The following is a 13,393-nucleotide window of genomic DNA, read 5'->3' as shown; positions in this document are numbered from 1 at the left end:
TGATTCGAATTGCAGAGGTTTTCATGGGTTTCCGTTCCCTCGCACGGCCGTTCGTGCTGACAGCGTGCATTGCGGCCGCAGCGACTGCTCCCGCTTTCGCCCAGCAGCAGCCCGCGCCGGCACAGCCCGCGCCCCAAGCTCCCGCCACGCAGGCAACGCCCGGCCAGACGCAGCCGCAGGCACCCGGCACCGTAAAGTCGAACCACGGCGCATGGTCGGTCGTCTGCGACAAGCCGGCCGGCGCCTCGACCGAGCAGTGCGCCTTGATGCAGAACGTCATAGCCGAGGATCGGCCTGAGGTCGGTCTCTCCGTCGTGGTGCTGAAGACCGCCGACCGCAAGTCAAAAATCCTGCGCGTCCTCGCCCCGCTCGGCGTCCTGCTGCCGAACGGCCTCGGCCTTAACGTCGACGGCAAGGATATCGGCCGCGCCTATTTCGTACGTTGCTTCGCCGATGGCTGCTACGCTGAGGTCGTTCTCGAGGACGAGCTGCTGAAGACCTTCCGCAGCGGCGCGAGCGCCACCTTCATCGTCTTCCAGACGCCGGAAGAGGGGATCGGCATTCCTGTCGACCTCAAGGGTTTCGCTGAAGGCTACGACGCCCTCCCCTGATCGTCTCGCCTTCGGGGCTTGCTCGAACCGTCCACCGAACCTACATCGGCTGATAGCATTCCTGCTTCAGCGGAGCATAAAGATATGAATACGGATCTCCTGACGCTTTTCGATGCCGACGAAGCGAAGATGCGCTCGCTTGTTGCCGAGGCGCTTTCCGGCGCTGATGATGGGGAGCTCTACATCGAACATTCCCAGGCGGAATCGCTGATGTTCGATAACGGACGCCTCAAGGGCGGCAGCTTCAACACCGAGCAAGGCTTCGGCCTGCGCGCAGTTGCCGGCGAAGCGGTCGGCTATGCGCATGCGGGCGACCTCTCCGTCGCGGCCCTGAAGCGCGCCGCCGATGCGGTTGGCGCCGTCACCCGCGGTCATGCGGGCAGCTATGCGGCGGCTCCCCAGCGGACCAACAAGAAGCTCTATTCCGACGAGAACCCGATCGGCACGCCGACCTTCGAAGAGAAGGTCAAGGTGTTACAGGACATCGACGCCTATCTGCGCGGCAAGGACGCCAAGGTGCGCCAGGTGACCGCATCGATCGCCGCCAGCTGGCAGGTTGTCGATATTCTGCGCGCCGATGGTCACCGCGTTCGCGATATCCGGCCGATGACGCGTATCAACATCTCGGTCATTGCAGGCGAAGGCGACCGCCAGGAGAGCGGTTCCTACGGCAGCGGCGGCCGCATCGGTTTTGGCGATTTCATCGCCGAGGACAACTGGCAATACGGCGCCGACGAAGCCTTGCGGCAAGCGCTGGTGAACCTGGAGGCGATCGAGGCGCCCGCCGGCACCATGGACGTCGTGCTTGGTTCCGGCTGGCCGGGTGTCATGTTGCACGAAGCGGTAGGCCACGGTCTCGAAGGCGATTTCAACCGGAAAAAGACCTCGGCCTTTGCCGGTCTCCTCGGCCAGATGGTTGCGGCGCCCGGCGTCACAGTCGTTGACGACGGTACGATCGACAACCGCCGCGGCTCGATCACCATCGATGACGAGGGCACGCCGTCCGGCTACAACGTGCTGATCGAAAACGGCAAGCTGGTCGGGTACATGCAGGACCGACAGAACGCCCGCCTGATGGGCATGACACCGACGGGCAACGGCCGTCGGCAGGGCTATGCCCACGTTCCAATGCCCCGCATGACCAACACCTACATGCTGGGTGGCGACAAGACGCCGGAGGAAATCATTTCCTCCGTCAAGAGGGGCATTTACGCGGTTTCGTTCGGCGGCGGCCAGGTGGATATCACATCGGGCAAGTTCGTGTTCGGCTGCACGGAGGCCTACCTGATCGACAACGGCAAGATTGGCGCCCCGATCAAGGGCGCGATGCTGATCGGCAACGGGCCGGACGCCATGAAGCGTGTTTCAATGGTCGGCAATGACATGAAGCTCGACACCGGGATCGGCAATTGCGGCAAGGCTGGGCAATGGGTTCCGGTTGGTGTCGGCCAGCCGCACCTCAGGATGGATCAGATCACCGTCGGCGGCACGAAAGCCTAGTCTAGAACGAGCAGCGGCGATGAGCGAAATCGAAATCAGACCTTTCGTTGCCTCCGATATCGATGATGTTTTCGCGGTGATCCTGCCGATCCAGCGCGAGGAATTCGGCATCGCGATCACGGCCGACGACCAGCCTGATCTCGCCGCCATTCCTGATTTCTATCAATCCGGAAAAGGTCAGTTCTGGGTGGCGGTGCGCAATGGCCAGATCGTCGGCACGATCGGGCTGAAGGACATCGGCAACAGCCAGACGGCGCTGCGCAAGATGTTTGTTGCTGCCGATGTGCGCGGTCGCGAACATGGAGTCGCAGCCCGTCTTCTTGCCGGGTTGGTTGACCATGCGGAGGCTTAGGGGATCAAAGACATCTTCCTTGGGACCACGGACAAATTCCTCGCCGCCCACCGGTTCTACGAGAAGAATGGATTCGCCGAAGTTTCGAAAAGTGAGCTTCCGCCATCGTTCCCACTGATGGCCGTGGACAGCAAATTCTATCGGCGCAGGATCACTGCAGCCTAGCGCTGCTCTGGCCGGAAGAGCCATTTGCGCTTGATTGCCGCTGAGAGATCCAGATCGTTCCTGTGCGCGAAAAGAAGGATGTGGCCGAGGACATCGGCCGCCTCGTCGGCAAGGTCCAGCCGTAGCTCCTCATCCGACCTGCCCTTTTTGCGCCCTCTCCCGCTGACACGGTTCCAAGCCTGGGTAAGCTCGCCGATTTCCTCCTGAAGCTTCAGCAGAAACCAGTCGGCGTCGCGCTCGATGCCGTTGGCATCGGCGTAGTTCCGCGACGCACGCTCCTTTTGTTTACAAAGGAGAACCCTGATTCTGTCGGAAAGTCGAGATGGATCAGCCGTGATCGGGCAACAGCATGCAGTCGTAGGAACGCTGCTTCAGCGCGTCGCAGGCAGATGTAGCGGCCTCGCGGCTCTGAAAGCCGATAAAGCGAGCGCGATAGACCTTGTTCGCGCCATTGCCGACGGCCTCGGTATAAGGCGATGCGGCCTTCAGTGCCGCACCACCTTCGGCCTTGGCCTGGGCCAGAAGGGCACGGGCGGCATCGTCGCTCGATGCAGCCGAGATCTGGATCTGCCAGTCGCCGGATGCCGACGGCGCGCCTGCGGACTTGGCGGCGATCTTGCCGGCATTGGCGGGTTCGGCGGCGGCGAACGGGCGCTCCAACGGTACAGTCGTATCGCTCAGAAAGCCGAGCGCCTTCGGCGCGAGATCATTGGTGCGCGGCGCAGTTCCCGGGATCGGGAGATCTGCATCAGCGGCAGCCGAAGCAACTTCGACTGTCTGGCGCGAGTTGGTGCTCGCGACGAGGTTGCCGCCCGCCGAGCGGCCAAGATACTTGTCGAGCAGACCGGCCATTTTGGCGTCGCGGCTGCGGGCAGTGCGGCCACCGAGCACGACGCCGACGACCCGGCGGTCGCCATCCTTGACAGCGCTGACCAGATTGAAGCCAGACGCGTTGGTATAACCCGTCTTGATGCCGTCCATGCCCTGGTAGCGGTACATCAGATTGTTGTGGCCGCGGATCGTGCGCCCACGGAACGTGAAGCTCGCCGTCGAGAACAGGCGGTATTCGCTCGGGAAATTCCGCATCAGCGCCACGGCAAGCGTGGACATGTCCCGCGCCGTAGTGACCTGCCGACCATCCGGAAGGCCGGAGGCATTGTAGAAGGCCGTACGGCGCATGCCAAGCTGCCGCGCCTTCTGCGTCATCATGGCTGCAAAGTTGGCTTCGGAACCGCCGAGCTTCTCGGCCATGGCTGCGGCAGCATCGTTGGCCGACTTGGTGATCATGCCGAGGATTGCTTCTTGAACGGTGATGGAATCGCCCGCGCGAACGCCGAGCTTTGTCGGCGGCCGCGAGGCGGCGTATCTCGACATGACAAGCGGAGTGTTCCAGCTGATCTTGCCGCGCTTGATCGCCTCGAAGGCCATATAAATGGTCATCATCTTCGTCAGCGACGCGGGATGATTCAGCACATCGGCGTTCTCGGCACTGAGCACCTTGCCGGTTCGGGCATCCAGGATCAGGGAGGCGCTGCCTGCCATCGCGGTCAACGGCGCCGCAACGACGAGCGTCGCTGTCATAATCGCGGCCAACAGCTTCTTCATGAAATTTCCCCTCAATGAACGAATAGCCGGCGCCATTCGGATTTGTCCCGTTCCACTACAGCAGTCGCCGATATGGCGCGACTTTGCGGCAACCGGTACCATTTTTGTCAAGTTTTACCTTTCATAGTGAAAATCCCGTAAAGAGGACACTCAAAAATCTTCATTCAGCAACACTTAACCGCAGGCTTGCTAGTTTCGCGGCTCCAGAAACCAGCGAGCAGTTGAGATGGCGGCGAGTATCAAAGGGCTTGCAAAGCAGATTGCGATTGCAGGCGGTCTTGAGACGGCCAACCTCCTGCGCGCAGCAGGCGTGATGCGCGGCGCGCGCGGACTTGGGGCCATCTGCACGCTCCATCATGTCCGTCCACGCGAGGAAACCGCTTTCGCGCCGAACGCGCACCTGGAAATCACGCCGGTATTCCTCGATCTCGTTCTCGATCGCCTGAAGAGCGACGGCTATCGTTTCGTGGCGCTCCACGAGATTCCAGCGCTGCTTTCGCAAACCGGGTCGAGCCAGCCCTTTGCCGCCTTCACGCTCGATGACGGCTACCGCAACAATCTCGTCTACGCCCTGCCCATCTTCGAAAAGTACGATGCGCCTTTCACGGTATTCGTCGCCAAGGGCCTCGCCGAACGCACGCATACGATCTGGTGGGAGACGCTGGCAGCGCTTCTTCGGAGAGAGGAGAGGCTCGGCTTCGATTTCGGTAGTGGCCACGAGATGCTTGACATCACGACGACCGAAGCAAAGGGCCGCGCTTTCGCGCGCATCGCCAACCATCTTCATCGACATGACGAACGCGCCGCCGTCGCGGCCATCGACCTGATGGCGCGAAAGCACGAGATCGATCCGGACGAAATCGTCGACGATCTCGTCATGACACCGGCGGAATTCAATCTGCTTGAGGCGAGCCCCCTCGCCTCACTCGGCGCCCATACAATCAGCCACCGGGCGATCTCACGCCTCTCCGATCAGGAGGTTCGCGACGAGATGGAGGTGTCCCGCGACTACGTTGCAGCGATCACCGGACACCGGCCGAGCTCCTTCGCCTACCCTTATGGCACGCGCGAGGCCGTAACCCAGAGACAGGCACAGATCGCGCGCGAAGTCGGTTTCGACCTCGCGGTGACGACACAGGCGGGTGTTGTCACGAAGCGCTCGCTCAACAACATGACCTATCTGCCGAGGCTTTCGATCAACGGTCTCTATCAAAAGGTGCGGTACGTGTCCGGCCTTGCCTCCGGTATTCCGTTTCGGTTTGCGCCACACAGGAGCTGAACGCTTCACGGATACATGCGAACCTTCGTCCAATCGCCTTCCGGCGAACCCCGGCGAAACTCGATACGATCATGCAGGCGGAACTTCTGGTCCTTCCAGAACTCGATCGACACCGGCCGGATCCGAAAGCCCGACCAATGCGCAGGACGCGGGATCTCGCCGATCGCGTAGCGGGCGGTGTATTCGGCAACAGCTTTCTCAAGCGCGAACCGGCTCTCCAGCGGCCGCGACTGCTTCGACGCCCAGGCGCCAATCCGGCTGCCGCGGGCGCGCGTCTTGAAGTAAGCGTCTGCTTCTTCGTCCGTCACAACTTCGACAGGCCCGCGCAACCGAACCTGGCGGCGCAGCGTTTTCCAGTGGAAACACATGGCCGCCTTCTTCTGTCCGAGAATTTCCTGGCCTTTCTGGCTCTCGAAATTCGTGTAGAAGACAAAGCCGTCGTGATCGAATCCCTTAAGGAGTACCATGCGGACGTTGGGAAGGCCGTCCTCGTCGACCGTCGCAAGCGCTACCGCATTCGGGTCATTGATCTCGGAAGCTTCTGCCTCTTTCAGCCACTCCGAGAAAAGATCGAAGGGTTCGTTTCGCTCGGTGAAGTCACCGCTTGTTAACTCATTTGCCGACATATTAGCTCAAATGCCCCGGGTTTATTCGAAGTTTGCCCAGCTTTTAGCTACTGGACAGGACGCAGGGTGGAAGTCATAGCAAAGTCAGATCGCCATACAAAGGGTCTGCTGCGTCGCAGCGCGGACCTATGCGTTGTCGGTACGGCGGTGCTCTCCCTCTCCGCCTGCGTCTCCAGCGGATTGGACCTCTTCAGCAGCTCGAAGGTCGATCGGTCGGTTGCGACTGGCACCGTGCCACAGCCCGCGCCGACGAGCGACTCGATTTCCGACGAAATGACCGTCGGCAACGCCGTGACCTCGGCCGATATCCAAAGGTTGGAGGGACGCCCCCTCCCCTGGGCGAATGCCTCGACCGGCAGCGCCGGCGTCATCGACACGATCGTCGAGAACACGGATTCCGGCCAGGTTTGCCGCCAGTTCCGCACGACGCGGCACTCCTATGTCGGCATCGCGAAATTTTACGGCAAGACCTGCTTGGTCGGCGGCGGCAACTGGCAACTGATGAGTTTCCAGCCGGAAAGCTGAGTGCCGCGCGTTGCGTGCTTAACACGCGCGGTTCCGTCCTCTCATGATGTTTAGTAAAAGGCTAACCATTCGGCGCAAAAGCGAGTTGTCCGCCACGCGGGCTAAGAACTGATTAGCAACTTCTACTCACAATCCGCCTGACGTGCGCACGGCTGCTTCCCTGGGGATGAGGCCGAGCGCCAAGTCAGAGGCTTCGGGGTGCTAGGGCAAGGGACAGGCACACCGCATCGGAACACCGGCGGTTTGGGGACATGCGCGATCCTTATAAGATTTTGGGCGTCAAGCGGGACGCGGGGCAGGACGAGATCAAGGCAGCCTGGCGCCACATGGCCAAGGCGGTTCACCCGGACCACAATCAGGGTGATCCGACGGCGAGCGCCCGCTTTGCCGAGATTGGCCGCGCCTATGAGACGTTGAAGGATCCGAAGAAGCGGAGTCTCTTCGACAATGCCGCGCGCATGGCGGAAGCCAAAGCCAATGAGAACACGATCATGCAACAGCGCCAGGCGGCTCGCGAAGCTGCCATGCGTGCCAAGGCAGCGCAAGCCAATGCCGAGCGCGTGATGGAAGAACTCGCGCGCGCCGCCGCCCAGAAGGCCGCGGCCGATGCCGCCAACCAGCAGAAGACTGGTGCTGCCGAACCGGTAGAAGAAATGATCGAACGCATCTTCGGCACGCAGGCACGCGCCGCAGCCGGTGGTGGTCGCGACCAGGGTTTTAGCGCTGGCGCCGCGAGGCGGCCGGAAACGGAGGCCGCGATCGCAGACAAACAGCCGGAGGCCGGCAAGGCCGAGGCTGAGCAGCAGGCTGCCGAGGACGCGGCCGCTCAGGCCTCTGCGATCATGCAGCCACTCAGCTTGCTGACTTCCCTGGTGCGTCGCTTCACCGGCAGCGGGACGCAGCAGGCACCTGAAAAGGTGCCCGACCAGTTCGCAACGAAGACCGTGAGCATCGACGATCTCATCAAGGGCAGCTGGCTGACGGTCGATCTCGGCGAAGGCCGGGAGGCCGGATTTGCGCTGGCCGCCGGTACGACGGAAGGCCACCAGGTACGTCTCAAGGGCCAAGGCCACAAGCTGACCGGCATGCAGCGGGGCGATGCGGTCATCAATATCCACATTGCGCCCGATGAGCGATTTACCGTCAGTGGCTTCGACCTGCACACCGTGCTGCCGGTGACGATCGAAAATGCCGTGCTCGGAACCGATGCGCGCATCGAGGGCCCTCGCGGGCCGATCAACGTCACGGTTCCCGCCTGGTCTGGCTCCGACAGGACGATCCGAATTTCCGGTCAGGGACTTGCGAACGCAGATGGCGGCAAGGGAGATCTCGTCGTCGAACTGCGCATTATGTTGTGGGAAAAACCTGACGACAAAGTCACCGATCTGATGCGAAGCATGAAGAACGGGCTGTTTCTGTGAAATTTAGGTGACAAGCGCACCCTTTGTTACGATCCCTAACAGTTGATGATTGCTACTAATCTTGAACCGATTAGCAGCCTATGCCATAGGCAGGACCTATCAGAATTTCTTAGGGGGCAAAATATGGCTCAGGCAACAGGCCTCATGTCAGGCAAGCGCGGCGTCATCATGGGCGTTGCCAACAATCGTTCGATTGCGTGGGGTATTGCCAAGGCTATTCATGCACAGGGCGGCGAAATCGCATTTACCTACCAGGGTGATGCACTGAAGAAGCGCGTCGAGCCCCTGGTTGCAGAGGTAAACGGCGTTCTTGCCGGACATTGCGATGTAAGCGACGAGTCGACCATCGATGCCGTCTTCGACCACGTCGAAAAGCTGTGGGGCAAGATCGACTTCATCGTTCACGCGATCGGCTTTTCGGACAAGGACGAGTTGACCGGCCGCTATGTCGATACCTCGGCCGACAACTTCGCCAAGACCATGCAGATCTCCGTCTATTCCTTCACCTCGGTGGCGCGTCGCGCCGAGAGGCTGATGACGGATGGCGGCTCCATGCTGACCCTGACCTATTACGGCGCCGAGAAGGTCATGCCGAACTACAACGTCATGGGCGTTGCCAAGGCGGCGCTGGAAGCCAGCGTGAAGTACCTGGCGGTCGACCTCGGACCGAAGAACATTCGCGTCAACGCCGTCTCCGCCGGCCCGATCAAGACGCTTGCAGCTTCCGGCATCGGCGACTTCCGCTACATTCTGAAGTGGAACGAATACAATGCGCCGCTGCGTCGGACGGTGACGATCGAAGAGGTCGGCGATGTCGGCCTATATCTGCTTTCGGATCTTTCTCGCTCGGTCACCGGCGAAGTCCACCATGCCGACAGCGGCTATCACGTCGTCGGCATGAAGGCGGTAGACGCACCGGACATTTCCGTCATAAAGGACTGATCGCACTCCTTTGCTGCGTCGTGCTCGCGACCCCTTCTTCGCGACAGCGATTGAGGGGTTGCGTGCCGTAAACGGAGCCGATCATTGCTTATCTACGTCGTCAGACACGGCCAGACAGACTGGAACGCCGAACGCCGCCTGCAAGGGCAGAAGGACATCCCGCTCAATGCCATCGGCAGAGCGCAGGCGTGGCAGAATGGTATCGACCTCGCAGAAATCCTGAAAGTCGAGGCAATCCCCTTTGACTTCGTCGCGAGCCCGCTCGCGCGAACCCGCGCCACGATGGAGATCATGCGCGAGGCGATGAGTCTTCCGTCGAAAGATTATCGAACCGACGAGCGCCTAGTGGAGGTTTCCTTCGGCGCTTGGGAAGGTTTCACGATCAAGGAATTGAAAGCAACGGCCCGGGACCGCATCACCGAGCGTAATCTCAACAAATGGGATTTCATTCCGCCAGGAGACGACGCGGAGAGCTACGAAATCATGTCCTGGCGCGTGGCGTCCTGGTTGAATTCCGTCGACAAGCCTACGGTTTGCGTGACTCATGGCGGCGTCATACGCAGTCTTTTCAGGACCATTGCGGCCTTACCGAAGGACGAAGCGGCAGAGGGCGAGATTCCGCAGGACCGGATCCTTAAGATTGATCGGGACAACGGGTTGATCGGCTGGATCTAGTTCCGATTACTGAACGACATCGAGATCGTTGATGACACGCTTGCCGTCGACCTCGGTATAAAAGACGATAACCTTGACGCCCGCCTTCAGCCCCTCGAAATTGAACTCTTCCGGCGCTTGGTAGGTTTTTCCGTCATCCAGAGTGAGGCTGAGATTGGTCATATCGACCTTCTTGATCGTCGCCTCGACGTCCGCGCTTTCAGCAAATGCGCCGATCGGCGACAAGAAACTCGCTGTGGCCAAAAGCGTAGCTACTACGAAGCGCATGGCGGACTTCCCTCGAAAACGCGACTCGATAACCCAACTGCGCACAGATAACCCCCCGAATATGGCGAAATTTGCCCGGAAGAATGATCTTCCGCGTCCAATTAATGAATAGTACTTTAACAATAACCGCATGCATTCGTTAATTATTTTCCCCGTATGTCCGCCTTTCTGGCAAAGAGGATTTCCGGGAAATCGTAAATTAACCCGTCCCTATCTAAAGTCTCCCTCGAATATGGGAGACTGGGTTTTGCTATTCCGCCACAAAGACAGCAACACGTTGCGGCGCGTCTTCAGGAATACACGCCTTGCCCTCCTAGTCTCCGGCCTCGTTGCTATTTTCGTCGTCATCGTCGGCTTTGGGCTCGACCGCGCCAATACTGCCGCTCATCTGCGCGAACTGACGATCCGGACGGAAAACGAGGTGAGCCTGATTCGTGCGCGCATCAGCGCGCAGACCAACATGGACATTACCGTCGTACGCGACTTGGCCAACATGGTTGCGGTCAATTCCAGCGTAAATGCCGAGGAGATGGAGCGGCAGATCAACTGGCTGCTCATCCAAAATCCCCACTTCCTGGATGTCGCCATCGCGCCGAACTTTATCGTCGGCAATGTCTTTCCCTCGCAAGCGGGTAAAGGTCGCATCGGCAAGGATGTCCGCGAGGTCCTCCTCGCCCGTCAAGCGGTGACGCGCGCCAGCGCCGAGCAGGCGCGTTTCTATGGACCGATCGCCGCCAGCGACGGCAAGGAAGCTTTCGGAATCTTCTTTCCCGTCTTCGTGAAGGAAAATGGGCAACGCCGTATCTGGGGCGCAGTCGAGGTTATGATCGACGCGAACATGTTCTATCAGAACACCGGATTGAAGCCCGCGCACAACAGTGAGAATCAGGAGAAATATCCGCACCTCGACCATCTCTCGATTGCGGTTCGCGACCTTGCTCTTGCGGGCTCGGCCCTACCCTTTTTCGGCTCACCGGATTTGCGTGACAAGCGGCCGATGACGCGAAAGATCGCCTTTGCCGGCGGGCGCTGGGAAATTGCCGCGGCTCCGAAGACCGGTTGGAACGCGATTCCGGAAAACCAGTCGACGCTTCGGCTGATTATCGCTGCCGCAGGCTGCATCACCATCGTCCCAGTCTTCTTCGCGACCTTGCTGCTCGGCGAGCGAAACCGCAACATCGTCCAACTCAAGGTGCGCGAAGCTACGCTGCTCAAGCTGTCGCAGCGCCTCAATCTGGCATTGGAGTCGTCGAACATCGGCATATGGGAGCTGCATGACCACGGCGAAACGCTCTTCTGGGATGCCCGGGCCGCAGCGCTCCACGGGAAGCCGGCAGAAGATGGCAGTCACTCGCTGGAAGACTGGCTTGCCGCGATCGTTGCCGAAGACCGGCACCTCGCGGAGGTCCATTTCTTCAACTACCACGTCGCCGGTTCAGCCTACGAGACACAATACCGCGTCATCGCCGAGGACGGCAGCGTCCGACACCTGCGGTCGATCGGCTCCTTCTACACGGACGCGGCCGGCGACGACAAAACGGTCGGGATCGTCTGGGACGTCACCACCGACGCGGAAGCGGCCGAAACCCTGCGTAAGGCAAAGGATGTCAGCGACGTCAAGAATGCCGAACTGGAGATGGCGCTGGACGAACTGTCGCGGCGCGAGGCTGAACTCGCCGAACTCTCAGGTAAGCTGGACCTGGCCCTCGACACCTATCAGTGCGGGATATGGGAGGCGACGCTCGGTGATGAAGGCTCGATCTGGGACGACCGGATGCACGAGCTCTATGGCCTGAAGCCAAGGGTCGGCTTCATGACCGAACCGGTCTGGCTTTCCTGCATTCTGCCGGAGGACCAGGCACTGGCTCGCGAAAGCGCGCGTCATTTCAAGCGCCTTGGTGACACTCATACCCTGATCTGTCGGGTTCCCGTTGAGGACGGCGCGATGCGTTACGTCCGCTCCACTGGCAAGGTGCATAAGACCTCAGGCGGCAAACTGAAGATTATCGGCGTTGCCTTCGACATCACCGAGGATGCGCTGATGACGGTGCAGCTCAAGGCCGCCACGGACGAGGCGATCGCCAAGAACATCGAACTCGAGATCGCCAAGAACCGCATCGAGCACAATTCGCTGCACGACCCGCTGACGGCGCTTGCCAACCGCCGCAAGCTTGATATCGCGCTTGAAAGGCTGACCCTCGACGGGCGGAGCGAGCGGCAGAAATTCGCCATCCTCCACATCGACCTCGACAGGTTCAAGGAGATCAACGACACGCTTGGCCATGCCGCAGGCGACGCAATGCTGATCCATGCATCGCGGGTACTGTCGAGGAACCTGCGCCAAGACGACCTCGTGGCGCGCATCGGCGGTGATGAGTTCGTGATCCTGGCGCACAACGCCAGCGATACGGATATGTCTGCCCTTGCTGGCCGGATCATCGAGCAGATGCGCCAGCCGATCGACTTCGAGGGCTTTGCCTGCCGCTGCGGCGTCTCCATCGGCATCGCGCTCGCCAATGGCGTGCACGTCGATGCACGCAAGGTGCTGATCAATGCCGACATCGCCCTTTACCGCGCCAAGAGCCAGGGCCGGAACCGCTACGAGTTCTTCAATCACAATCTCCAGGCCGACATCATCAACAACAAGCGCCTGGCCGACGAGATCCTTGCCGGCATCGAGAACGGCGAGTTTATCGCCTGGTATCAGCCGCAGTTCTCGGCGCGCACGATGCAACTCACCGGCGTCGAAGCCCTGGTTCGCTGGCAGCATCCTTCCCGCGGATTGTTGACGCCGGACAAGTTCCTGAAGGTCGCCGACGAGATCAACGTCGTCCAGACGCTAGACCGCATCGTGCTCGACACCGCGCTGAAGGACAAGATGCGTTGGGCGGCACGGGGTGTGACCATTCCGAAGATTTCGGTCAACGTTTCGGCGCGACGGCTGCATGACGAAATGCTCGCAGAATCGCTGAGTGGCCTGCAGATCCGCCCCGGCGAACTCTCCTTTGAACTGGTCGAGTCGATCTTCCTCGACGAAAGCGAGGATGTAGCCGCGCATAACCTCGAGCGGATCAAGACGCTCGGGGTCGACATCGAAATCGACGATTTCGGAACGGGTCACACGTCGATTGTCAGCCTCCTCAAGCTGAAGCCGAAGCGGCTGAAGATCGACCGGCAGCTGGTTCAGCCGATCATGAATTCGCCGCAGGAGCGCGCGCTGGTCAGCTCGATCATCGACATCGCCCGCTCGCTCGGCGTCGAAACGGTGGCCGAGGGCGTCGAAACGGCAGCGCATGCCACCCTCCTTGACGAACTCGGCTGTGACCTCCTGCAGGGCTATGCCTTCTCCCGCCCGCTGTCCTTCGAGGATTTCACGGAGATGGCGATCGAAAGCTCCTGGCGCATCGCCTCCTGAGGCCATCGTT

At 60.6% G+C, this 13,393-nt stretch carries 12 protein-coding genes and 1 pseudogene; 9 read left to right on the top strand and 4 right to left on the bottom strand.

Features of this window, described 5'->3' with window-relative positions:
• The first annotated feature begins 23 nt into the window (after positions 1–23).
• From RHIBUN_RS0121305 to RHIBUN_RS33720, 3 genes and pseudogenes are all read left to right on the top strand, one after another.
• Complete coding sequence (locus RHIBUN_RS0121305; protein ID WP_007793136.1) at positions 24–611, top strand: invasion associated locus B family protein; 588 nt, start codon at positions 24–26, stop codon at positions 609–611.
• Between the two features lie 84 nt (positions 612–695).
• The gene (gene tldD / locus RHIBUN_RS0121300; protein WP_018858991.1) at positions 696–2,111 is read left to right on the top strand and encodes a metalloprotease TldD; all 1,416 of its coding nucleotides are present in this window, start codon (positions 696–698) and stop codon (positions 2,109–2,111) included.
• A gap of 19 nt (positions 2,112–2,130) precedes the next feature.
• Positions 2,131–2,628 (top strand): annotated as a pseudogene (locus RHIBUN_RS33720) (GNAT family N-acetyltransferase).
• Here the strand turns inward: RHIBUN_RS33720 and RHIBUN_RS37425 are convergent.
• Both RHIBUN_RS37425 and RHIBUN_RS0121290 read right to left on the bottom strand, forming a co-directional pair.
• Positions 2,625–2,933 carry a pyrophosphatase gene (locus RHIBUN_RS37425; RefSeq protein ID WP_084659768.1) on the bottom strand — a complete coding sequence of 103 codons (309 nt, stop codon included), beginning with the start codon at positions 2,931–2,933 and terminating at the stop codon, positions 2,625–2,627. The pseudogene RHIBUN_RS33720 and the gene RHIBUN_RS37425 sit on opposite strands and share 4 nt — an antisense overlap.
• A 22-nt stretch (positions 2,934–2,955) precedes the next feature.
• Complete coding sequence (locus RHIBUN_RS0121290; protein ID WP_025661095.1) at positions 2,956–4,233, bottom strand: D-alanyl-D-alanine carboxypeptidase family protein; 1,278 nt, start codon at positions 4,231–4,233, stop codon at positions 2,956–2,958.
• Positions 4,234–4,459: 226 nt separating this feature from the next.
• On the opposite strand from RHIBUN_RS0121290, the gene RHIBUN_RS0121285 reads away from it, so the two are divergent.
• The gene (locus RHIBUN_RS0121285) at positions 4,460–5,512 is read left to right on the top strand and encodes a polysaccharide deacetylase family protein (protein WP_025661094.1); all 1,053 of its coding nucleotides are present in this window, start codon (positions 4,460–4,462) and stop codon (positions 5,510–5,512) included.
• Between the two features lie 5 nt (positions 5,513–5,517).
• Here RHIBUN_RS0121285 and pdxH read toward each other — a convergent pair whose 3' ends face one another.
• Positions 5,518–6,138 carry a pyridoxamine 5'-phosphate oxidase gene (gene pdxH / locus RHIBUN_RS0121280; protein WP_025661093.1) on the bottom strand — a complete coding sequence of 207 codons (621 nt, stop codon included), beginning with the start codon at positions 6,136–6,138 and terminating at the stop codon, positions 5,518–5,520.
• Positions 6,139–6,204: 66 nt separating this feature from the next.
• Here pdxH and RHIBUN_RS0121275 point away from each other — a divergent pair, with 66 nt between their 5' ends.
• From RHIBUN_RS0121275 to RHIBUN_RS0121260, 4 genes are all read left to right on the top strand, one after another.
• Positions 6,205–6,663, top strand: a complete 459-nt coding sequence (locus tag RHIBUN_RS0121275; RefSeq protein WP_018858985.1) for an RT0821/Lpp0805 family surface protein — start codon at positions 6,205–6,207, stop codon at positions 6,661–6,663.
• 251 nt (positions 6,664–6,914) lie between these two features.
• Entirely contained in the window at positions 6,915–8,084 is a 1,170-nt protein-coding gene (locus tag RHIBUN_RS0121270) for a DnaJ C-terminal domain-containing protein (RefSeq protein ID WP_025661092.1), read from the top strand.
• Positions 8,085–8,207: 123 nt separating this feature from the next.
• On the top strand, positions 8,208–9,026 hold the full coding sequence (fabI, locus tag RHIBUN_RS0121265) for an enoyl-ACP reductase FabI (RefSeq protein WP_025661091.1): 819 nt from the start codon (positions 8,208–8,210) through the stop codon (positions 9,024–9,026).
• Between the two features lie 84 nt (positions 9,027–9,110).
• Positions 9,111–9,701, top strand: a complete 591-nt coding sequence (locus tag RHIBUN_RS0121260) for a histidine phosphatase family protein (protein WP_025661090.1) — start codon at positions 9,111–9,113, stop codon at positions 9,699–9,701.
• Between the two features lie 6 nt (positions 9,702–9,707).
• On the opposite strand, the gene RHIBUN_RS0121255 is transcribed toward RHIBUN_RS0121260, so the two are convergent.
• On the bottom strand, positions 9,708–9,968 hold the full coding sequence (locus tag RHIBUN_RS0121255; RefSeq protein WP_025661089.1) for a DUF1344 domain-containing protein: 261 nt from the start codon (positions 9,966–9,968) through the stop codon (positions 9,708–9,710).
• A gap of 247 nt (positions 9,969–10,215) precedes the next feature.
• Between RHIBUN_RS0121255 and RHIBUN_RS0121250 the strand changes: the two genes are divergently transcribed.
• Entirely contained in the window at positions 10,216–13,383 is a 3,168-nt protein-coding gene (locus tag RHIBUN_RS0121250; protein WP_025661088.1) for an EAL domain-containing protein, read from the top strand.
• Positions 13,384–13,393 lie beyond the last annotated feature (10 nt).

Source organism: Rhizobium sp. IBUN (assembly GCF_000510625.1).
In the GTDB taxonomy this organism is placed as follows: domain Bacteria; phylum Pseudomonadota; class Alphaproteobacteria; order Rhizobiales; family Rhizobiaceae; genus Rhizobium; species Rhizobium altiplani.
Note: the sequence above shows the minus strand (reverse complement) of the source record. Positions and strands in the feature narration are given on the sequence as shown.

Coding starts and splice junctions, on each gene's coding strand:
- RHIBUN_RS0121305 (WP_007793136.1), top strand. CDS start 24: ATGGGTTTCCGTTCCCTCGCACGGCCGTTCGTGCTGACAGCGTGCATT.
- tldD (WP_018858991.1), top strand. CDS start 696: ATGAATACGGATCTCCTGACGCTTTTCGATGCCGACGAAGCGAAGATG.
- RHIBUN_RS0121290 (WP_025661095.1), bottom strand. CDS start 4,233: ATGAAGAAGCTGTTGGCCGCGATTATGACAGCGACGCTCGTCGTTGCG.
- RHIBUN_RS0121285 (WP_025661094.1), top strand. CDS start 4,460: ATGGCGGCGAGTATCAAAGGGCTTGCAAAGCAGATTGCGATTGCAGGC.
- pdxH (WP_025661093.1), bottom strand. CDS start 6,138: ATGTCGGCAAATGAGTTAACAAGCGGTGACTTCACCGAGCGAAACGAA.
- RHIBUN_RS0121270 (WP_025661092.1), top strand. CDS start 6,915: ATGCGCGATCCTTATAAGATTTTGGGCGTCAAGCGGGACGCGGGGCAG.
- fabI (WP_025661091.1), top strand. CDS start 8,208: ATGGCTCAGGCAACAGGCCTCATGTCAGGCAAGCGCGGCGTCATCATG.
- RHIBUN_RS0121255 (WP_025661089.1), bottom strand. CDS start 9,968: ATGCGCTTCGTAGTAGCTACGCTTTTGGCCACAGCGAGTTTCTTGTCG.